The 19,898-nt window shown below is 68.2% G+C and carries 25 protein-coding genes and 1 pseudogene; 18 read left to right on the top strand and 8 right to left on the bottom strand.

The features are described 5' to 3' along the window. Positions 1–290: 290 nt before the first annotated feature. From AB0E07_RS38175 to AB0E07_RS38140, 8 genes and pseudogenes are all read left to right on the top strand, one after another. Positions 291–713 carry a DUF4357 domain-containing protein gene (locus AB0E07_RS38175; RefSeq protein ID WP_362262576.1) on the top strand — a complete coding sequence of 141 codons (423 nt, stop codon included), beginning with the start codon at positions 291–293 and terminating at the stop codon, positions 711–713. Between the two features lie 894 nt (positions 714–1,607). Further along, entirely contained in the window at positions 1,608–2,381 is a 774-nt protein-coding gene (locus AB0E07_RS38170) for a sigma-70 family RNA polymerase sigma factor (RefSeq protein ID WP_362262596.1), read from the top strand. After that, the gene (locus AB0E07_RS38165; protein ID WP_362262573.1) at positions 2,378–2,608 is read left to right on the top strand and encodes a hypothetical protein; all 231 of its coding nucleotides are present in this window, start codon (positions 2,378–2,380) and stop codon (positions 2,606–2,608) included. Before AB0E07_RS38170 ends, AB0E07_RS38165 begins: the two co-directional genes overlap by 4 nt. 107 nt (positions 2,609–2,715) lie before the next feature. Further along, positions 2,716–2,865 (top strand): annotated as a pseudogene (locus tag AB0E07_RS38160) (hypothetical protein); the annotation flags it as partial. 164 nt (positions 2,866–3,029) lie between these two features. Beyond that, a complete protein-coding gene (locus AB0E07_RS38155) occupies positions 3,030–4,310 on the top strand; it encodes a hypothetical protein (RefSeq protein WP_362262570.1) in 1,281 nt (426 codons plus the stop codon). Between the two features lie 75 nt (positions 4,311–4,385). After that, on the top strand, positions 4,386–4,691 hold the full coding sequence (locus tag AB0E07_RS38150; protein WP_362262567.1) for a hypothetical protein: 306 nt from the start codon (positions 4,386–4,388) through the stop codon (positions 4,689–4,691). Between the two features lie 258 nt (positions 4,692–4,949). Next, positions 4,950–5,129 carry a hypothetical protein gene (locus AB0E07_RS38145; protein WP_362262564.1) on the top strand — a complete coding sequence of 60 codons (180 nt, stop codon included), beginning with the start codon at positions 4,950–4,952 and terminating at the stop codon, positions 5,127–5,129. A 758-nt stretch (positions 5,130–5,887) separates the two neighbouring features. After that, the gene (locus AB0E07_RS38140; RefSeq protein WP_362262561.1) at positions 5,888–6,718 is read left to right on the top strand and encodes a barstar family protein; all 831 of its coding nucleotides are present in this window, start codon (positions 5,888–5,890) and stop codon (positions 6,716–6,718) included. An 8-nt stretch (positions 6,719–6,726) separates the two neighbouring features. Here the strand turns inward: AB0E07_RS38140 and AB0E07_RS38135 are convergent, their stop codons facing one another. From AB0E07_RS38135 to AB0E07_RS38100, 8 genes are all read right to left on the bottom strand, one after another. Then, positions 6,727–6,879 carry a hypothetical protein gene (locus tag AB0E07_RS38135; protein WP_362262558.1) on the bottom strand — a complete coding sequence of 51 codons (153 nt, stop codon included), beginning with the start codon at positions 6,877–6,879 and terminating at the stop codon, positions 6,727–6,729. Positions 6,880–7,237: 358 nt separating this feature from the next. Beyond that, entirely contained in the window at positions 7,238–7,954 is a 717-nt protein-coding gene (locus AB0E07_RS38130; protein WP_362262556.1) for an IS3 family transposase, read from the bottom strand. A 53-nt stretch (positions 7,955–8,007) separates the two neighbouring features. Then, entirely contained in the window at positions 8,008–8,334 is a 327-nt protein-coding gene (locus AB0E07_RS38125; protein ID WP_362262553.1) for a transposase, read from the bottom strand. A gap of 366 nt (positions 8,335–8,700) precedes the next feature. Continuing rightward, positions 8,701–9,225, bottom strand: coding sequence for an ATP-binding protein (locus tag AB0E07_RS38120; protein WP_362262550.1), 525 nt, complete (start codon positions 9,223–9,225; stop codon positions 8,701–8,703). Between the two features lie 48 nt (positions 9,226–9,273). Next, positions 9,274–10,140, bottom strand: a complete 867-nt coding sequence (locus tag AB0E07_RS38115) for a glycosyltransferase family 2 protein (RefSeq protein ID WP_362262547.1) — start codon at positions 10,138–10,140, stop codon at positions 9,274–9,276. Beyond that, positions 10,141–11,370, bottom strand: coding sequence for a glycosyltransferase (locus AB0E07_RS38110; protein ID WP_362262544.1), 1,230 nt, complete (start codon positions 11,368–11,370; stop codon positions 10,141–10,143). Further along, positions 11,367–12,071 carry a hypothetical protein gene (locus AB0E07_RS38105; RefSeq protein WP_362262541.1) on the bottom strand — a complete coding sequence of 235 codons (705 nt, stop codon included), beginning with the start codon at positions 12,069–12,071 and terminating at the stop codon, positions 11,367–11,369. Before AB0E07_RS38105 ends, AB0E07_RS38110 begins: the two co-directional genes overlap by 4 nt. Beyond that, positions 12,068–13,228 (bottom strand): glycosyltransferase family 1 protein, encoded by a 1,161-nt coding sequence (locus AB0E07_RS38100; RefSeq protein WP_362262539.1) that lies wholly within the window; start codon positions 13,226–13,228, stop codon positions 12,068–12,070. Before AB0E07_RS38100 ends, AB0E07_RS38105 begins: the two co-directional genes overlap by 4 nt. Positions 13,229–13,371: 143 nt before the next feature. Here AB0E07_RS38100 and AB0E07_RS38095 point away from each other — a divergent pair, with 143 nt between their 5' ends. The 10 genes from AB0E07_RS38095 to AB0E07_RS38050 all read left to right on the top strand — a co-directional run bounded on the left by AB0E07_RS38095 (position 13,372) and on the right by AB0E07_RS38050 (position 19,821). Further along, positions 13,372–14,346, top strand: coding sequence for a helix-turn-helix domain-containing protein (locus AB0E07_RS38095; protein WP_362262537.1), 975 nt, complete (start codon positions 13,372–13,374; stop codon positions 14,344–14,346). Continuing rightward, the gene (locus AB0E07_RS38090) at positions 14,343–14,912 is read left to right on the top strand and encodes a peptide deformylase (RefSeq protein WP_362262534.1); all 570 of its coding nucleotides are present in this window, start codon (positions 14,343–14,345) and stop codon (positions 14,910–14,912) included. The genes AB0E07_RS38095 and AB0E07_RS38090 overlap by 4 nt, the downstream gene beginning before the upstream one ends. Before the next feature lie 518 nt (positions 14,913–15,430). After that, positions 15,431–15,625 (top strand): hypothetical protein, encoded by a 195-nt coding sequence (locus AB0E07_RS38085; RefSeq protein WP_362262531.1) that lies wholly within the window; start codon positions 15,431–15,433, stop codon positions 15,623–15,625. A gap of 5 nt (positions 15,626–15,630) precedes the next feature. Further along, positions 15,631–15,933: a hypothetical protein gene (locus tag AB0E07_RS38080; RefSeq protein ID WP_362262528.1), complete on the top strand. Its 303-nt coding sequence runs from the start codon at positions 15,631–15,633 to the stop codon at positions 15,931–15,933. A 166-nt stretch (positions 15,934–16,099) separates the two neighbouring features. Beyond that, positions 16,100–16,285, top strand: a complete 186-nt coding sequence (locus AB0E07_RS38075) for a hypothetical protein (protein ID WP_362262525.1) — start codon at positions 16,100–16,102, stop codon at positions 16,283–16,285. 631 nt (positions 16,286–16,916) lie between these two features. Continuing rightward, positions 16,917–17,261, top strand: coding sequence for a metalloregulator ArsR/SmtB family transcription factor (locus tag AB0E07_RS38070; RefSeq protein WP_362262522.1), 345 nt, complete (start codon positions 16,917–16,919; stop codon positions 17,259–17,261). Further along, positions 17,258–18,169, top strand: coding sequence for an SRPBCC family protein (locus AB0E07_RS38065; protein ID WP_362262519.1), 912 nt, complete (start codon positions 17,258–17,260; stop codon positions 18,167–18,169). The genes AB0E07_RS38070 and AB0E07_RS38065 overlap by 4 nt, the downstream gene beginning before the upstream one ends. A gap of 137 nt (positions 18,170–18,306) precedes the next feature. Beyond that, positions 18,307–19,302, top strand: a complete 996-nt coding sequence (locus tag AB0E07_RS38060) for a hypothetical protein (RefSeq protein ID WP_362262517.1) — start codon at positions 18,307–18,309, stop codon at positions 19,300–19,302. Positions 19,303–19,305: 3 nt separating this feature from the next. Continuing rightward, a complete protein-coding gene (locus tag AB0E07_RS38055; protein ID WP_362262514.1) occupies positions 19,306–19,476 on the top strand; it encodes a hypothetical protein in 171 nt (56 codons plus the stop codon). Between the two features lie 57 nt (positions 19,477–19,533). Continuing rightward, positions 19,534–19,821 (top strand): hypothetical protein, encoded by a 288-nt coding sequence (locus AB0E07_RS38050; protein WP_362262511.1) that lies wholly within the window; start codon positions 19,534–19,536, stop codon positions 19,819–19,821. Positions 19,822–19,898: the final 77 nt, after the last annotated feature.

Genomic DNA, 19,898 nt, shown 5'->3' with positions numbered 1-19,898 from the left:
ATCGAACAGATCCTGATCGCTCCGGGCAATCGCGACGTCCTCAATTGCCCACGGTCCCGGTCCAGGAGACACCATTTTTCACGTCCGTTCCACAACTCACTCGTGTCCAGATGGTACGAGTGGGCACTGACAACGGCCCCGACTACCGACCGAAGCGCTGCGGTCGGTCCGCCGACAACGCCTTTGACTTCTTCCACTTCTTCGCCCAACCCAACAGATTCATTCTGCTAATGACTATCAATCAAGAGTTGTTAGCAGATACAATGGCCGAGTCACCGAGAGGAGCCCAAGTGCCCACTGTGAGCTTTCACTTCGACCGATACATCTTGGACAGGCTGACCACCGCCGCGCCGGACGAGACCATCCACATCACCCTGTCCATCGACACCGCGCCGCATAGCGCATCATCCAATGCGAATCCGAGTGCCAGCCAGGCTGTAGCTCCGCAAGGCCCACTGGCCGAGCTGCTCCTCCGCGAACTCCTTCACGCGGGGGACGTGCTGTCGTTCCAGCAACGCCGGGCGGGCCGACAGGCCACGGCCACCGTGACGGCCGAGGGCAACCTGATCGTCGAAGGCCATTCCACCCCCTACAAATCGCCGTCAAAGGCGGCAATCGCCGTCACGGGGAGCCCCATCAACGGTTGGACACTGTGGCGCACACAGGAAGGCCTCACTCTCGATGCGCTCCGCAACCAACTGCGGAATGACTGATTCGGACAGCATGAGGGCGCACCCTCGGCAGGCTGCCTGCCACTCCCCATGACCGATGCCAGCGTGCCGTCCGAACAGCGCGCTCGGCCCCGCCACCACCCTGGACACACGCCTTGGCTGGCCAGCAGGACCCTCCTGGCCGGCCCGCCAAGGCGGAAGCGCAGGCTGCCGCAGGCGCTCACACACACCGGTCCGGAGACGCGGGCCAGAGCCTGCGCCTGACGGTTGACCCTTCCAGCGTCGGCAAGCCGGGGCTTGACCGAACGGCCTGAGGGCGGCGGCGCGGCTGGCGGGCAGCCCCTGGAGCGCCAGTGTGCGCCTGTTCACCAGGGGACTTGAGCAGGTGCCGCGAGTACGCAGTCCGGGGAAGCCCCGGCAACCACCAGCAGACGGCGCAGTTCAAGAGGCTGGACTGCAAACGGAGTCCGCCACGACCAAACGGCTGACAGCGTTCCTGATACCGCGCGCTCACCGCCATCCGGGGCCCAACAACCAGGGCGGGCTGCCGCGTTGCGGGGGTGACGGCTGCACCTGCGAATCGGCGACACTCACCGCTCACCCACACGAGTGAACCGTGACGTTTCCCTTCGGTCGACGTCACGATCAGCACTCCTGTAGAGCACTGCCCTGTGACACATACTTCTGGATCTCGGATGGGGTAGCCATGACTGACGCTGCACTCGCCGCCGTTGCCCTGATCGCAGGCAATCTGTGCACTGTGCTGATCGTCTGGATGCGTGTACGGAGCAGGGCGCAGATGGACAGGCAGAAGCAGGAGACATGGCGGGCCGGAATGAGGCATTTGCCTCCCGGGAGCCAGGTGAAGCAGGACGAACATGGAATCACGATCTGCATCGGGGCTCCGACCCCACAGGAAGGGACACGCACGTGACCATGGCCGACTTGGACTGGCAGGAGCAGGCGCTGTGCAGCACCGTCCCGAGCGAATCGTTCTTCGCAGGAGGCTCGCCGTCCTTGGTCGTGGAGGCACGCGCCAAAGCGATCTGCCGCACCTGCGTCGTGCGGGTGCCCTGTCTTGGATACGCCCTCAGCGACGTGGAGCCGTACGGAATCTGGGGCGGTCTCACAGCACGCGAGCGGCGGCATCTGCTGCGCCGGCAGCCAGGTGTGGCCAACTGGGAACACCTGCTGCAGACGGCGATCAACGAGTACGACCTGGTCGCTGTCACGTTCGAACAGGACTTCGCAGACCTGTTCGCCTCTCACTTTTCCAGACTAGTGGGCTTCCTCATCACCGGTGGTGCACGACGCCAGGATGCTGAGGACGCCGTACAAATGGCATTCGTCGAACTCGCCCGTAATTGGACTCAGGTCAGCGAGCGCCTTGGGTGGTTGAGACGAGTGGCACACCGGATGTGGGCCAACATCATCGCCAAGGACAAACCTATGGAGCTGACTGCTGACGTCACCGATGACATCGGGGTTCCTGGGAGCGACGAGCACGTGCTCGGCCATGCGCAGGTCCTCCGCCTGCTCGAACGTCTTCCCGAACAGCAGCGCATCGCCCTCGCCTTCGCCTACGACGGCTGCTCACCAGCCGAGACTGCCCAGGCCCTGGGTGTCCCGGTCGAGCGCATTCGCCAGAACCTGCATCGCGGCAGGGCAACGTTGGCCCGCCTGATCACAGAGGAAGGGATCCTGGAATGACCACACCCACTCCCGAAGTGAAATACACAGCGGAGATGGACATGGCCATGCGGAGAGGAGTTGCCCAACTCCAAGCTGAGCTCGCCTCCTGCCTGGACATTCAGGAACACCTGGAACGCGTCCGCCAGCTAGCCGATCCCGACGGTATCGCCGCAAGCTGCATGGACGCCGAGGAGGAGGGTGCGACCGTACCCGTAACGTCACCCACGGCATCGAAGGCTGGCTGACGAGCCCCGGCCGCGGCGGCCGCCGTCCATCCTGCTCAACCAGGTCGAGAAGGTCATCGCCGCGACGCTGGAACCCACTCCGGGCCAGGACACGCACTGGCGCGGGCATGACCGCCCAGCACCCCCTCGTCGCGGCACTCGCCCGCGAAACCCCGCTGGGAGCCGCCGTACTCGAAGACCTCGAACAACACGGCCCCACCCAACCCGTATGGACACCCCTCACCGGCGGCACACCACGAGCATGGAGCGAGCTGTAAGGCCGCCGGCGCGCTACCACGGCTGAGTGCTCGGGCAGCCTTCAGTGGGGGTCGGCTGGTGTGGGTGTCGAGCTCAGGGGCAATTCGGTTGCAGCATCCGGGGTCTTGGGCCAATCCTGGCCGGTTCACTGAATGCCGTATCAGGAAGGCAGGCACGGCCCAGTATGGAGATCAAGACGCTCGAGCAGTTGCAGGCGGTCGACGAGCGGACGCTGCACTTCACCCCCTGGGGCCTCGGCCGGATGCACGCGGAGGACTCAGCGGAGTACCAGCAGCGGGTGATCGCCCGGCTGGAGCTGGCGGACGAGGTCGCCGAATCAACGCGGAACAAGTTCGAGCAGCTGCGGGCCGGGTTCAGCCACGGGGTGCTGTGCTACGAGCTCTTCACCCTCGTCGAGGACGCGACCCGTCTCACCTTCGAGCAGGCCCTGCGGGACCGCTTCGTGGCTTACTACCAGAACCGCACCGTCGACGTGCGCGACCGCCGGGGCCGGGAACACCAGGTCGCCATGACCAGCTACTCGGCCTTCTACCAGCAATTCCGGGACGTGCGAGGCGCCGAGATCCGGATGGGTGCTGCCGGGGACTGGGAGCGCTTCAACGGGATGCTCGGCGGGCTGCTGCGGTGGGCGCGCCGCGAAGGTCTGGTACGCGGGCAGCGCAACCGGAGCCTGGAGCCGGTCCAGGGGGAGCTGCGCAACATGGTCGCGCACGGCTCCTACCATCTGAACTCGCCGGTGGAGGCCGCCCGCACCCTGTCTGACCTCGCCGAGCTCATCAACCACCTGTGGGGGCAGCCTACGCCGGGCGGACGGCTGTACCCGGCGCCGCTGGAGCGGGACATCGTCGCTATCGGCTGGAGCGAGAGCGGGCACACGATCCTCGCCGGCCTGGCCGAGCATCTGGCTTCGGCGCAAGACGAGGAGCCGCTGACCTACCTCTTGGTCCGTGCCCTGGTGGACGACCCGGGCCTGATGGAGTTCGACGCCCGCGCCGCGGCAACCGTCTTCCCGTCCGAGTATCTGTGGGGGCCGGGAACCCGCACTGAGGCCGTTGACTGGCTGGACGCGAACCGGCCCAAGCCCGACCGGTGTGACTACCTCGACCAGGTCGTCCTCGTCCGTGCTGTGGACGGGCGGGTAGACCTGCCCGTGCATCCCCAGGTCGCGGCCGCCATCTCCCCTCAGGAGCAGCGGGGGACATGGTACGCGGTGCGGGTCGACCGGGCTCTGGACGCCTTCAGCCACGTCCGGGCGCTCATTGCCGCTCAGCCAGGGCACGAGCCGGAAGGAGAGTGCCGGCAGTGCCCCGCCGAGACACTGGCCACGGGCGACATCGGCACCGTGATGGCTGCTGCCCAACAGGCCGGCGCGAACACCGCCGCGTTGACCGTACCGGACGTGCGCACCCCGCTCGCCAGCCGCTTCCGTCGCCCCGCCGAGTAGACCCGGGCAAGCCCCAGGGGCACGGGCTCACCTTGCGTCGGCCAGAACCGCGGAAGCCGTGGATGGAGTGACGGCATGTCAACGGCATCTGGTAGCTCCGGCCCGGCCGGCGCCCTGCCCGCGGTGTCCGTCGACGGGGATCCCGACGAGCTGCTCGGTACGGCTGAGGTCGCCAGTCCGTTCGCCTACGGCAGTGTCGCTTCGTTCTCCAGCGCTCTCTCCCAGGGGCGCATCCCCGAACTTGCCGAACTGGAGACCCTGGAGAGGCGGGCAGGCAGCCGCGGCGGAGCACGCAAGAAGTGGCGCCGGGCCACCGTCGTCGCCGCCCGCGAACGCGGCGTGCTGCCACTCACGTCTGCACAGCGGTGTGCCAGGGCATAGCTCGTCCGGTTTGTGGATGCCTGGTGGCCGATCCTGCTGCAGACCTCCCCGAGCACCGGCTACTCCCCCGGTCACTCTTGTCTCCCGCTTCGGTCCGCTCAAGGATTCGAACTCTTCGGTCCGGCTCATTGGCTGGAGAGCAGAGACCGCCGTTGCGCTGCCAGGATGCCCCGGATTCGAGGAGCGGGGACCCTTTTTGCGCTGTCACAGGGCCCCGGTAGTCGCCGGGGGCCTTCGTCGTTCTTCGGAGGCTTCTCGTTGACCACGCTGTCCACCGCACGCCTGGGCTCCAACTCGGCCGGATACAGCGTCGTCGAGTCGAAGAAGAAGATGAAGCAGCGCGGCATGAAGTCCCCCGACCGCGCCGACGCTGCCCTGCTCGCTGTGTACGAGCCCGGGCCGATCAACGCGCCCCGCCGCCGCGGACTCCTCAACTGATCTCAGGCCACGGGCCCTTCAGGGCATCCGCCTAGACTTCGTTGCAAAATTCGCGCAAAGTGCGATCTTCACCCAATAGGGGAATGGGGAGGGCAATGGATCCGAACGTGACGCCTGCCGACGAAGGACAGGCGGCAGCCCGCGGCACTGCGGACGCTGACCAGGGCCGCTCTAAGCGCGCCGTGGCGGCAGTCTCCCGCCGCTTCGCCCTGGGCGTCGCCCACGGCGCCGGTACGGCCGCCGGCAGTCTCATGATCACCGCCGTCGTCTGGTGGATGAGCACCCACTGACGTCGGCCTCCAGGGGGTTCGGCTGCAGACGAACCCCCGCATTTCCTTGATCGTTCAAAGCGTCCTCATCGCCGTCTTCGGTATGCGGCTGGTCTTCCCCCTCACCGACGGCACTGTCCGCCGGACAAGGCACACTCTTGTGTCATGGAATCGACCGTCCGCCACCACAGCATCAGCGGCACCCCCATGGCGCCTGCGGTCGCCCTGCACGCCGTCCCTGACCAGGCCCGGCCCTCCGGCAGCTCGAGCGGGTCCTCGACACGTTCCGCACCGTCAACCAGCGCGAGAAGGCGATCGTCCCCGACGCGCGGCCGCAGCAATACGAATGGGGCGCCGGCGAACTCGCCCTCGCGCTCCCGCTCGGCCTGTCCGAGACCGAGGGGGACTCCCAAGCCGATCTCCACGCCCCGGGGACCTGCTGGCGGCCGCGTGCCAGGTCAACGGGGCGCCGGTAGGATCAGCGCTCCCATGGGGGCTGCAATACGAACATCAGGGCCGGGCGGTGAGGGGCAGAAGTACGCCCTGACCTCGGATGAGGACGACGCTGACTTCTGGGCCTTTGCTCACGAGGCCGAGGGGTTGTTCACGCCACTGCCGGACGAAGAGGGAACACGCCGAGTGCACCTCACGGGCTGCATCCCGCAGGGCGGCCTACTGAAGAGCGTGAGCCGCATCGGCAGTCGTCGCGCCGTGGCGGGGAATGCCTGGTTCGAGCTCCTCGACGGTGACGGTGCCACCATGGGGTCCTACTTCGTCAATGAGGTCACCGTCATTGACGTCAAGCCCTCCGCCTGCAGGGCCGGCCTCGTCGACCTCACGATGACGCTGTGGTGCGAGAACGCCGTGGCCGGAGCGGAACAAGTATGGGACCTGATCCGCACGGGTCATCTGGACCGCACCGGCATGTGGCACGAGCTCGCCCCTGAGAACAGACGAGCATGGCTGTCGGTGACACTGTGGTCCCAGGAGTACCAACGCCAGGGAAAGGCCAACGCTCCTGCAGGCCAGGTGTTCACCTTGGACGGCCGGCACATCGTTGACAGCGACAGCTTCTACTGCGCGATCGGCGAAGCCATCAACGGCCCCGGCGGATACTTCGGCTGGAACCTCGATGCTCTCAACGACTGCCTCAGAGGGGGTTGGGGTGCCACCACGCCGTTCACCGTGCACTGGGATTCCTCAGCCCAGGCCAAAGCACGGCTGCAAGAGCGTGTGCCCTCCGGAGAACGCGAAACCGCGCTGTTCGACCTGCTCCTGGAAACCCTCGAAGAACAGGGCGTGAGCATCATCCTTCGGTGACAGTCTGATCAGCCCTGGCGGCGACGGCCGTGAGGCAGGCCGAGGCGCACCGCGGTTCGCTGCACGATCCTTTCGGCCTCGATGCGCTTGGCCCGAAGGAAGGCCAGCGTCTTGTCGACGCCCTCGATCTCCCAGCCATCCTTCGAGTTCGGCCCGCTCACGCCGCAGCATCGGGTCCTTCTCCAGCTCGTCGAGCCCCGACAACATCCTGGGGTTGACCTGGAGGACCGGGCAACGGATGCAGGCTTCTCTGAACTTGCCGGTTGGACCCCTGGACCACCTCCGAGGCCTCGATAGAGTCGGAGTGATGACTGGGGACCGAGGTCGTTGGCCGAAGATCGATGAGGAACGTGGCGTCGAGGACGTGACGCTTCTGATCTTGGAGTGGCTGGGCGAGCAGGGTGTGAATGCCATGATCAGGATGGACGCCGGGAGACTGGCTGACAACGCGCCGGCGTGGACGTTCACTGCCAGCGGCGGGCCGTTGGCGCATGGGATGCGAGCCGATGGGAGGACTGTTCAGCAGTGCATGTCCGTTGCTCTGGCCCGCCTGCGCGACTCCGGTCTGTCGGTTCCGTTCTGATCTTCGACCGCCTCTGCTGAAACCTCGCCTTGCGAACTCAGTTGGAGCGATCTGATTGCCGGAGGGCCGGTCAGGGCAGGAGCGGTCGGGTTGCGGTCCAGGTCACGAGTCGTTCCCGCACCGGGCCGGGTGCCAGGTAGCCGACCAGGCTTTCCAGATGGGCCGTCAGGTTCTTGTGTCGCCGCAGCTCTCGGATCTGCCCGGTGGGAAGGTCGCGCCAGCCCTCGGCGGGAGAAGGTGTCCACGACGAAGGCGATGTAGACGACGCCGGCGAATGTGGTGACGTGGGTGAAGTCGGCGACCCAGCAGCGGTTCGGGGCCGGGGCGACGAAGTCACGGTCCACCAGGTCCGGGGCCCGCTGAGCACTCGTATTGGGGATCGTGGTGATCACCTTTTTGCCGCGGACCGCTCCGGTGATGCCGAGGTCGCGCATGAGGCGTTCGACGGTGCAGCGGGCTACCGGCACGTTCTGCCGGTTCAGGTGCCGCCAGATCTTCCTCGCGCCGTAGACGCGGTAGTTGGCCTCGAACGTCTGAGTGATCAGGGTTTTCAGCTCGGCGTCGCGGACGGTGCGGGCCGCGGGTGCGGTCTGGCGTTTGTGGTGGGCGTAGTAGGTGGAGGGGGCGATCTTGCAGTCGTATGTGGTCAGCACACGGCAGATCGGCTCGACGCCGCCGAAGCGGTCCTTGTGCTCGTCGATGAACGCTACGAGCGTGTGTGTGGCCGGTCGAGCTCGGCCGCGAAGAAAGACGCCGCAGCCTTGAGGATCTCGTTGGCCCGCTTCAGCTCGGCGTTCTCTTTCTTGAGCGCCTTCATTGCCGCGGATTCCTCCGTGGTCGTCCCCGGACGCTGCCCGGAGTCGACCTCGTCCCGCCTGACCCAGTTGCGCAGCGTCTCGGCGGAGCCGATGCCGAGCTTCTGCGCGACCGCCCGCAACGCGGCCGACTCGTTCGGGTAGTCACCACGGACTTCGGCGACCATACGGACCGCTCGTTTGCGCAGCTCAGCAGGGTAGGAGGAGGGGCGTGCCATGACTCAATCCTTTCACGGAATCGAGTCTCCACCGAACCCGGGGCGCCGCATATTGCGCACCGGCGCGTTGGGCTGCGCAGTCACTGCGCAGTGACTGCCTCGGAGGGGTACGCAGGGGCTGCTGGCTGCTGCAGACCCCGGCCATGAGCCCGACCACGGGCTTGCGCACCCCTGACGACGGGCGCGCCTACTGCCAACCACGGGCCCGACCAATGCTGGTCACAGGGCTGCGCAGGGTTGCGCAATGGCTGCTCAGCCGCAGCCCTGCGGGCGGGGGTCGGCCACGTCCGTCGCCTGCCCGCCGCCCGCAGCTGCACGGTCCCCTTCGGGTCGTGCAGGTGACGGCACCCGACCGAGGACCTCGCCTTATCGCTTGCGGGCCTCGGTGAGTGCTGTAAGGAGTACGTCCACGTCTCCGGTGTAGACGATGACGTCCTCGTCGTCGGCCGGTGGGTCGAAGCGGGCGAAGAAGTCGTCCAGGGCTTCGGGGGAGACGGTCAGGGCGTTGGCGTCCTGGCGTGCGTTGCGCTCGGCCAGGCGCCGTAGCAGCTCATCGCGGTCGGCGGGGAGGAAGACCACAACGGGCAGGCCGCCGGCTTCGCGGGCGGCCTGCCGCCAGGCGTCACGCTCGGCACGGCGCCACAGGCCGTGGTCCAGGACGACGCTGTTCCCCGCTTCGACTTCCTTGATGAACCGGTCCCGGACTGCTTCGACCACGGGGCGTTCACGCTCGAAGTAGGTGTGCTCGGGGTAGTCCACGCCGTACCGGCCGTGGAGGCGGTGGACCTCCTCGTCCACGGACAGTCGGAGGTAGCCGCGATCGGCCAGGGCCCGGGCGACGGTGGTCTTCCCGGAGCCGGTGAGACCGACTAGGAGTACGGCGAGGGGCATGTGGTCATCCTTTTTCGACAGGGTGCCTGGGAGTGAGAGTGTGGTGGGTCAATCCTGGCTGCGGTGGGCGTGTGGACGCCAGGTGGTGAAGATGCTGCGGGCTTCGGAAGGCCAGCTGGAGGGCATCCGGTCCAGGCTCACCCGTCGGAAGGCGAACCTCGGGTCGCTGGTGTTGATCACGCCGCCGTGTCGGGCGACGTGGGTCAGCAGGCGGCTGGCCTCTTCGCGGACGGCCGGTGTGTGTTCCTGCCAGGTGCCGGAGGCGAAGTGCTGGACTCGTCGGCGGAGGTCGTCCAGGACTCCTGAGCGCCACTTGAAATGGTGAACCGCGCAGATGTGGTCCGCGTCCGGCCGGTGGTCCGCAGAGCGGTGGTTGCCGGAAGAGACGGTGGCGTCGTGGCGGGCGAGGACGATCTTTCTCGGGTCGCCGTGCAGGAGCCGGTGGGTGAGGTGGCCGCCGAGAGGATAGGCGAGATCGAGGCCGCCTTCGGGTCTCCAGCCGTTGATGCGTCCGCTGGCGGCGACGCGGTCGAGCATCAGGCCGCCCACCACGCGGTTTCCGGACTTCTCTGCCTGGACGATCACCTTGTTCAGGGGGGCGGGGTACTGCTGGAACTCGTCGGCGTCGGCGAGCAGGTGCCAGCCGGGGCCGGCGCGGTGCCGCAGTGCGTCTCTGAGTTGAGTGTTGGTGTGCTCGTGCCACGGACCGGCGGATGTGCCGTTGGGGATGATGCCCAGTTCCCGGCAGACGGAGTGGAGTTCGTGGCGCTGTGTGTCGGGGACATGGTCGGGGAAGTGGAAGGCAATCAGGAATCGCTCGATGCCCATCCACCGGTAGTGGCGGACCCAGGCGGCCAGAAGGGGCGGCTCGATGGGACCGACGACGGCTATCAGCGCGGGAGGGGCGCTCAGCATTCAGGACTCCTTCGTGCGCAGAGGGGCGAAGGTACGGGTGAGGAAGTCGGCCTGCTCGGCAGCCGTCCGCATCCCGAGCAGGCCCGGAGCCTGGGGACCGGGAGGCTCGGGCGGCTGGCGGATGACAGTGCGCAGGGCGTCTGCGAGGGCGTCCGCATCGCCGGCGGCGAACGTCAGGGCCCAGGGCTGGCCGTGCAGGCGAGAGGTGAGGGCGGTGTCATGGTCGGAGACGATCAAGGGAACGCCGAGGCGGGCGGCGTCCATGACGAGTCCGGATTCCTTGCCGGTCCGGGGGCGGCGGGTGACGAGGGCGGCGTCGGAGGCGGCATACACGAGCCGCAGCACGGCGTCGCTGACCGGGCCGGGCACGGTGTGCACCCGCAAGCCGGGCAGGGACCGCCACCGCTCAAGGACAGATTCGTCGAGCGGGGAGCCGGTGACGACCAGGTGCAAGGGCTTCTTCAGCCGGGCCAGGGCGGCGTCGACGACAGTGATGTCCTTGTAGGGCCACCAGCCGCCGACCAGGCAGACGGCGGTCTCGGCGGCGGGGATATCGAACGTGGCCCGGCCGCCGTCGCGCTCAGCGGCACTCAGGCGGCGGCCGTCGTCGACGGCGAAGGCACCCACCACTGAGGGCAGATCGGCGAAGGCAGCGGCGAACTGATCGCTGACAGCTTGGGTCGGATACACGGCGATCACCCGTTGCTCGCCCCGGCGGGCAAGTCGGCCCAGCAGCCGCACGACCGTGTCCTCGGTCGTGACCGCCTCGTGGACGAACCGCAGGTGCGGCTGTCTGCCGAGGAGGGCGGCGGCCCCGTGCAGGGCTTCGCTCGCGGTCAGGATCACCACCGCGTCCGCGCCGGTCTGCAGCTGGCGGGCGGTACGCAGCGCGGACGCCTCAGCCAGGCAGCGGGCGATGAGGGTGACCTGGTGCGGAAGCCTGCGCACGCAGCGAGGCCAGGGGCCTGACCGGAACGCATGCTGGCCCGCCGCGGAGAGCCCGGCCGCCAGCCGGGAGATGGCCAGCAGCAGGGCGGCGAGGCGCCCGGCCGGTGCCGTCACCAGCCGGGCGCCCGCCTCGCGCAGGTCGCGCACCGCTTCGGGAGCGATCCCGTGCGGGGCGATGGCGAGGCTGCCCGACCGGGCCTGGGCGAGGGCCGTCAGCGTGCGCTGGTGGTGCCCGCCCAGGCGGTTCGCGTACGGCTCGATGAGCACGAGCGGGCCCTTCATCCGGAGACCGCCTGGTCCCCGTGGGCGGCGGTGAACCTCTTCCGCAACCAGGTGGGGTCGTTGAGGTGATCGAACTGCTGCGGGTCACGCGCGGCCTGTCGGGCGAAGGCGGCCCCCTCCCGGGCCCCGGCGGCAGCGTAGGCGGCGAACTCTCCGCTGCAGCTGAGCATCCAGGCATCGACACGTTGGTGGGCGTCGTCGCCGGCCATGCCGTACTCGCTGCCGCGGGCGAGCATCGCGCACTCGCGGAAACCGGCCTTCCATGTGTGGAAGGGGCTCTGGTTGAACCGCGTGATCCCTGCGGTGTGCTGGGCGAATTCGATCCGGCCGGGCAGGGCTGCGAGCACGTCCACTGCGTCGCCCATCTCCCGCAGGGCACTGCGGCGGATCACCTTCAGCCCGCCGTAGCCGTAGGTCAGGCCGTTGACCGGGTTGACCGCCCGCCACACCCGCATGGAGACGCCCTCGTCCAGCGGCTCGACGGCGGCGGGGTCGAATTCGGCGTCGATGGCGAAGTCTCCGTCGGCGAGGAAGAACTGCTCGCGCTCTACGACCTCGGCGCACAGCCGGTAAGCCCGGCGCATCCCGTGCACGCCGTGCAGGCGCTTGACCGTGCCGCCGAGCGTCCGCTGGAGCCGGGAGTGCAAGGAGTTGGCCATCGGCTCGTCGTAGGAGAGGAAGACGGCGTCGAAGCCGGTCACGAGATCGCCTCCATGTAGCGGGTGGCGACCAGGGCAGGGGTGAAGTCAGCGGTGGAGGCGTGCGCCCGCTTGGCGTGGAGGGTGTGGAACTCGTCGTCCGTGACCAGGCGTTCGGCCAGGGCGACGGCTTCGGCCGGGGTGGTGAAGCACAGTTCGGGGTCGATGTGTTCGGCGAGCCAGCCCAGCTTCGGTGAGATGACCGGCAGGCCCATGCCCTGGCAGTCGATGACGCTCATGGACCAGGGGCAGCCGGGACGGAATGGCGCGATGCCGAAGCGGGCGCCAGCCAGCAGGTTCTTGTAGCGGACGCGGTCGCCACGGTCGGAGACGACCTGAACATGAGGCAGCGCGGCAAGCTTGTCGCGCATCTGCTCGGGGCTGTCGTCCAGGCCCTGCCGCTCGGCCCGGCGCTGCCCGAACAGGTCCATAACCCGTAGCCGCACGGCGCCGGAGGCGCTGAGGCCGCGGGCCAGGTCCACGAACTGTTCGGTGCCGTAGTGCGCATACAGCCGGTGGTTGTAGACACCGATCGCGCTATCCGTGCCGGACGTGGGCCGGACGGTGGCGGGGTCGCGGACCAGACGCTCGTCCCGCGGTGCGGGCACCACCCGCAACCGGTCGCCCAGGTCCACCGTCATCCAAGCGGCGGCGGCCGACACCCAGGAAGCGGCCGTGGCGGAGTGGACCATCACCCGGTCGCACGCGGCCAGGCCGGCGGCGAACGCCAGCAGCACCGGCCGCCCGAGCCCGGCGTCGTCCAAAGACGGGTCGAGGAGCATCCGCCCGCCGTCGGCGAACGAGAACGGCAGGTAGTGGCAGTACCCGGCCAGCAGCGCATCCGACCCGGCCTCCAGCAGAGCCGTACGGACGGCCGGGGCTTCCTCGATCTGGTTGGCCACCACCACTGCCGGCTTCTCCGCACCGATCAGGGCCACCAACTCGTCGATGTCCGCCGAGAACCGGGCCCTGTACTTCGTCCCGGGCACCTGCGTCTGGTGGAAACCGCAGCGGGCATCCCCGGCCGCAGCCGGGGCAGCAACCGTCACCTCCGCTCCTAAATCCGCCAGGGCCGGGGCCAGCAGATCCGCGAAGATCCACCCCGAATCCGCAGACAACCGGTCGGGGTTGGAGATGTTGAGCAGGTACAGCACGCGCATGATGCGTCGCCTCCCTCATCCGCCCGGGGATCGGTCCGGGCCGCTCAGGGAAGGAAAACGGCGACGAACGCCGTGACGGAATGATGAACTTGGGTCACTCACGGTTCATTCATGCTTACCAAGTGACGCGGAGCGGGGCTTCGATGGACGCGCACAGCGAGGAGACCACCGTCGAGCAGGCGGCCGAGGACTTCGCGGCCGAGGTGGCCCGCTGGCGGGAAGTACGCGGCATGTCCAAACGGGCGTTAGCGCAGGCCATGGGATTCGACCCGTCATACGTCAGCCACGTCGAGTCCGGCCGTCACAAGCCCACCGGGGAATTCGCCCGGCTCGCCGATGAGCACCTGAACGCGGGGAAGGCGATCTGGCGGCGCTGGTGCGACTACGAGCAGGCCCGGACGAGATCCCGGCGCCAGCCTGCAGCCGCACCCGCCCAGCGCAGGCACGAGCAGCCCTACGCCACCGGCTCCGCCCTCGTCGTCGAACACGACGCCGCCCGCCTCCAGTACGACGGCCACTCCTACCGGCTCACCATGAGACGGCGGCTGCGGAACACCGGCGACGAACCGGTGACCCGCTACCTGATCCGTATCTCCGTCGACCGCTACCCCGGCGACCCCGAACGGTCCAACGCCCACTACCGAGTCCACCCGCTGACCTGGGACGAACTCGCCCTCACCGCCACCTGCCGCGGCGAAGCGATGCGCTGGCAGGCCAAGCACGACCGCGACGCCTTCAAGGAAGTCTGGCTGCTGTTCGACAACGAACACGGCCGCTTCCCGCTCTACCCCGGCGAGTCCGTGTGGATCGAGTACGCCTACACCGTCGGCGACGACAAATGGGGCAACTGGTTCCAGCGGGCCGTCCGCCTGCCCACCGAACACCTCGAAGTCCAGCTCGCCTTCCCCACCGCCCTCGACCCCGTCGTGTGGGGCACCGAGACCTCCATGACCGCCGAAGCCGCACCCCTGCGCACCCCGCCCCTCCGCAGCGACGACGGTGAACTGAGGCGATTCACCTGGATCACGACCACGCCCACCCTCCATGCTCGGTACCGTCTTGAGTGGAGGTTTAGGGCACGGCCCGAACATGACACGGAACAAGGGGACTTCAGGTGATCGAAGTGCGGCCCAGCCAGCAGATGCGAAACCTCGGAGTCGTCCAGCACGGCGCCGGCATCCTGGCCGAACCGGCCCGCGCCTTCACCCTGCCCGCCGAACGCGACGAAGCCGAACGCATCACCGGCGAACTGTTCGCCGCGATGGAGCGGATCGGCCAGGTCCACCCCTTCGCCAAGGGCATGGGCATCGCCGCCCCGCAGATCGGCATCAGCCGCACCGCAGCCGTCGTCCAGCCGCCCGGCAACACACCCGCCGTCATCCTGCTCAACCCGAAGATCACCGACCACTGTGACGAGATCGACGAACAGTACGAAGGCTGCCTGAGCTTCTTCGACGTCCGCGGCCTCGTCCCCCGCCCCCTGACCATCACCGTCCAGACCACGACCCTGACCGGCGAGACCGTCACCACCACGTACGAACGCGGCCTCGCCCGCCTCATCCACCACGAGATCGACCACCTCAACGGCCTGCTCTACACCGCCCACATGAAGACCGGGACCGACCCGATCCCCGTGGAGGAATACCGGCAGACAGGCCACGCCTGGGCGTACAAGGACGCCTGACAACACCCAGCACCAGCCCTCATACAGCCCGTGAATGCAGACCAGCCGGCTCGACGACGTCCAAGTCCGCTGCCGCCTGCATCACTACAACCGCACACCAGCCACGGCCACTGATCGCCGGCTCGTGCGCCGCCGGCATCGAACAGGCGCTGCGCGCAGGCCGGGACAAGGCGCACGGTGAACCGCCGGAACCATCCGACGCCGGCAGTCACATGAGAAGCGCCGCTTTCATGACAGTGACGTGCGATCTCTCGGTTTCTTGTCAGTGCGCCACCTGCACCGCACCCGCTTGTGGCAGTGTGAGTGACTGCGCTCATGGCAGCCAGCCATCCCGGAGACCGCGCCTCACGGTAGCGGCCTGGTCACCTGATAGCAGCCATGATCGCAACGGCCGCGGAGCATGAGCAGGGGAGGCTATCCCAGCCCGGCTGACACCCACCCGCTGCCACCCCGGCGCACAGTCACGCATCGCCGACACCACCGCCCACGCGGGGCGCGGGCGCGCCGCCTCCAGCGCCATGCTGGTCGCCCACCTCCAGCAGCTGGCCTTCCCCGCCCCGGAGGCGACGGCGGACGAACCCGCCCCGGCCCCGGCCTTGGTGCCGCCGCTGGCGGCGAGGGATGTCCTGGCGGCGGAACGCTTCCCGTCGGCCGTGGCCGCGCCGGGGACGCGCCATTGGCCGGACGGGGCGGACTCCTGGACGTTGCGCTGAGCGCGGTGCGCCCCGCGGAACGCCAGGGGTACATCGAACGCTTGGAGGCGTTCGTGGAGGCGCACCGCGACCGCCTGGAGGAGCTGCTGCGTGTGTACGGGCCGGGCAGCAGGCCGGCCTCGCACGGCCGGTACGCGCTGGTCGGTCAGCCCGAGACCCTGGTCATCCTGGAGCGGATGGAGGCCTCGCCATTCGTCCTGCGCGGCCGGTGGCAGGAGGAGCTGGAGACCCTCTTCCTGGACGACCTCGTCTCCGCCAAGGCGCCGCAGCACCAGGCCGTGTCGTGCTCGATGCGGAAAATCGTCTGAGGAAGGACTCCTCGACGTTCCACGAGAGGAGGCCGCCGCGGAGGGCAGTAGATGAAGAAGATGCCGTCGTCGCAAGATGGCGCCGTCGCCGAGTACAGCGGCTCGGTGGCCACGAGCTGGAAGCGGCAGCAACAGGGGCGGCCCGGGAAGAGGTGCCACCACGCTCGTGATCTACGGCTGGACGACGGCGCCCGATTTTCGACCTCGTTTCGACCGAAACAAGGTCGCGGGACTTCTTGCGGATCCGAGCTGGTCCAAGACCTTTACCGATCCCCGGCTTTGCGCGGCCATCGACGGCACCGAGTCCTACGGCCTCGCCCGCACCAAGGCCAAGACCACCGGGCTCGACTGATGACCGTCGCCCAGGGACAGCACACGCCGTGTCCCGCTGCAGTGGCTAGATGCAGTTCGCCCACCCGAAGGTGAAGAGGTATGCCCGCCGCAGCGCGTCCTCTCCCCCACGCCTCGCAGGAACATGACCAGCAGGGTCACGAGGAACAGCACGGCAAACGCTCCTCCGATGCCGGCACCAACCGCCGCTCCTGCCGCAAAGCCCGCGACCACGCTCACCACGATCACCATCCCCAGACCGAAGTTCGCGGCAGGCAGGTCAGCACGAAACACCTCGCGCACCGCCCCGCGAGCCACCCTCATGCCGGAGTCGTACCGCTCTCGTGCTGCCGCCGGATCGGCTGCGGGACCCTCGGGCCACTGCTGCACCAATTCATCCCCCTACCTGATCGAGCAATACTCGCCACCGGTCCCACATCAAGCCGCACCACGGGGCCACACTACGACGCCCCGACCTCACCGAATATCCAGAGGCCGGGGCCACCTCAACTCGCCTCGGCGAGGCCGCTGGTGACCGCCCGGGCCACCCGCGCACGCCCCCGTGCCCCGGAGTGCGGCTCGTGCTGGGCTACGCCGGAAAGACCTACCTACATGCCGTTGCAGCTATATAACCAAGAGGCTATGTTCGAAGTATGCCCATACCGTTCGCTGTCCTGGCCGAGCCCCAGCGCCGCCGCATCCTGGATCTCCTGGTCGAGCGGCCCCGCCTGGTCGGTGAGCTGACCGAGGCGCTCGGCCTGAGCCAGCCCGGCACGTCCAAGCATCTGCGAGTACTGCGCGAGGCCGGCCTGGTGCGCGTACGACAGGACGCGCAGCGCCGCTGGTACGAGCTGCGTCCCGAGCCGCTCGCCGAACTCGACGCCTGGCTCGCCCACTACCGGCATCTGTGGTCCACCAGCCTCGACCGTCTTGAACACCACCTCGACCGCCTCGACCATCACGCCCCTGACGACCAGCAGAAGGACAATGCGTCATGAACCCCGAAGCCGACACCCTCACCACCGGCGACGGCCGCACCGCGCTCGTCATGCGCCGCAGGCTCGCCCATCCCCCGGCCGCCGTCTGGGCGGCCATCACGGAACCGAAGCAGCTCGCCCAATGGTTTCCCTCCGAGGTCACCGTCGAGCTCAAGCCCGGTGGCGCAATCGGCTTCCACTTCCCCGGCGAGGACGGGCCCGGCATGACAGGCCGGGTGACCGACGCCGACGCACCGCACCTGTTCGCCTTCGAGTGGGGTGAGGACCATCTGCGCTGGGAGATCACGCCCGAGGGCAAGGGCTCCCTGCTGACCCTCACCCACACCTTCACCGACCGCTTCGGCGGGGCCAGCTTCGCCTCCGGCTGGCACCTGTGCATGACAGCGCTCGGCCAGCTCCTGGACCGCGAGCCGGTCGACGTCGACCCCGACCGGGGTGATCTGCACGAGGCGTATCTGGAACAGTTCGATCTGGGCCGCGGGGAGATCCAGGGCACCACGGTGCGCTTCGAACGTCAGCTGCTGCGCCCGGCCGACGTCGTCTGGGGCGAACTGGCCGGTGACACCTCAGCGTCGGAGGGTTCCAAGCCGCCTCGGGGCTTCACGACTCCTTCCTACGAGCAAGGCCGGGTGACCGAGGTGAGCGAGCCCGACGTGCTCGCCTACCGGACAGCCGCAGGCGAGCTGGTGCGCTGGAAGTTCGGAGAAGGCACGGGACACGGGGCCCGGGTAGTCCTCACCGTGGACGGAACCGGAGATCCGCAGGCCGCACGGGACGCGTGGCATGAGCGGATCGAGCGGCTCGCGGCACGGATGCTCCACCTTCCGCCTGAGAGGCCGCTTTCTCCCGTTGTTTCATCCCGGGATGCGTATTTGATCAGCAGTTTGGGCAGCAGCTGGCGATCTTGAGTGTTGCAGATGCTCAGGAAGAGCGACGTCGCCGGGGTGGGATGCAACCGGAGTGCGGCAGAAGCGGTCCGCCTCTTGATCACCGGTCGTTAGACTCCCGGCGTTCGGATGGTGTCGATGGACTGGAAGGCCGCGCCATGGACGACGACCGTCGGGACGACTGGCCGGAACGGTGGGTCGGTACGGACTGCGACGTGCGGGCGGCCGTCAGCGCGATCCCACGGGAGGTCAAGGACCAGTTCAGGTACGACGAGGCCCCCTGGCAGCGGTTCCCGCACTTCTACGGCCCGGGCGAGGAGATCCCAGGCCTGCTCTCCATGCTCGCGTCCGGGAACGCCGAAGCAGCCGACAAGGCCCTGTGGCAGCTCTGGACGAGTCTTCACCATCAGGGCGGCACGACCGCGACAGGAGCACTGGCGGTACCGTTCCTGCTCCGGATCGCGGTAGCCGGGCGCCCCGAACTGCGTGCCGATACCCTTCGCCTGATCGCCGAGATCGGCCGTTGTCAGCACATGGGAGACGGATCCCGGGAAGGCCTGCTCCAGGTCGCTGAGGAGCCGTTGATGATCGAGGGCAGCACGATGTGCCCGGTGGACTGGACAATCCAGGCCGCCCGTCAGGCCGTCACAGACGACCTGCGCCTTCTGCCGCCGCTGCTCCGCGACCCCGACCCCGAGGTCCGCTCTATGACCGCCTACGTCCTGGCAGCATCGACCGGCGAGGTCACCCACCTTTCCACTGCTCTGCGGTCCAGGCTGGCGGAGGAAGAGGATCCGGTAGTCCGGGTGTCTCTGATCCTGGCGATCGCCCAACTCGCCCGCGAACACCGCGATGAACACGCTCCGCGGTGGGCCCGGGGCCTGTGGTCGGATCCCGGGCGGCCGCCCGAGGTCCGTATCGGAGCCGGCCTGGCTTGGCTGTGCCTGGTACCAGATCCCGTTCCCAACGAGCTCCGCGCCCTCCTCACCGACCCCGGCACCCGTCCCTACGAAGGCATGCTCCAGCCAGTTCCATGGCTCGCCTGGATCGACACCACCGCCAGCGGGTTGCGCAGCTGCATCAACGAAATGCTCACGGCGAACCTCCACGAAACACTGCTCGACGATCCTTGGAGCGAAGGACCATCAAGCTGAACCATGCAGCGGTCAGCCGGCCTCCGCACCGAGGCAGACGCCTACCGCCTGGCCGTCTCGGCCCGGCTCCCCCGCGCCCTGCGTGCCCGCCTCAGGTGGACCCTCGTCGAGGTCGGCCTGCGCCTTGCCTCCCCTCCCCCGTCCGCCTCCAGGACCGCGATCGCCCTCCCCTAGGGCTGTCTGACAAATGATCTCTGCGATGCTTCGTTGGGCGCTGCTGAAGGAGAGGTCATGGGGATTGAGCTGGAACTGCACTCGGGGCGACCCACGCGGAAGGGTTCGTCCCGGGACACCTTGCTGCGGGGCTCTTACGAGCACGGTGAAGCGTTGGCGAGGGCGCTGAGCGCCCTTGACCGGCATGGCTCGGGCAAGCTCGGCCGGGTAGATCCTTACGGTGACACGTTGTTCAACGAGCAGGAAGCACAAGTCGCCTGCCAGGAAGTCTCCGTCCTGACACAGGGGTGTACTGACGATCACCACAAAGCGGCCCTGCTCGACCTTGGATGGCGTCCCACGTGATGGTGTAAGCGATCACTGTGCGGGTGTGCGCGGGCGGGTGCCCGGGGCGTGTATCCGGTGACGCTCTCCGCTCCCTG

It is taken from the genome of Streptomyces sp. NPDC048002 (assembly GCF_040653275.1).
Classification (GTDB): Bacteria; Actinomycetota; Actinomycetes; order Streptomycetales; family Streptomycetaceae; genus Streptomyces.
Note: the sequence above shows the minus strand (reverse complement) of the source record. Positions and strands in the feature narration are given on the sequence as shown.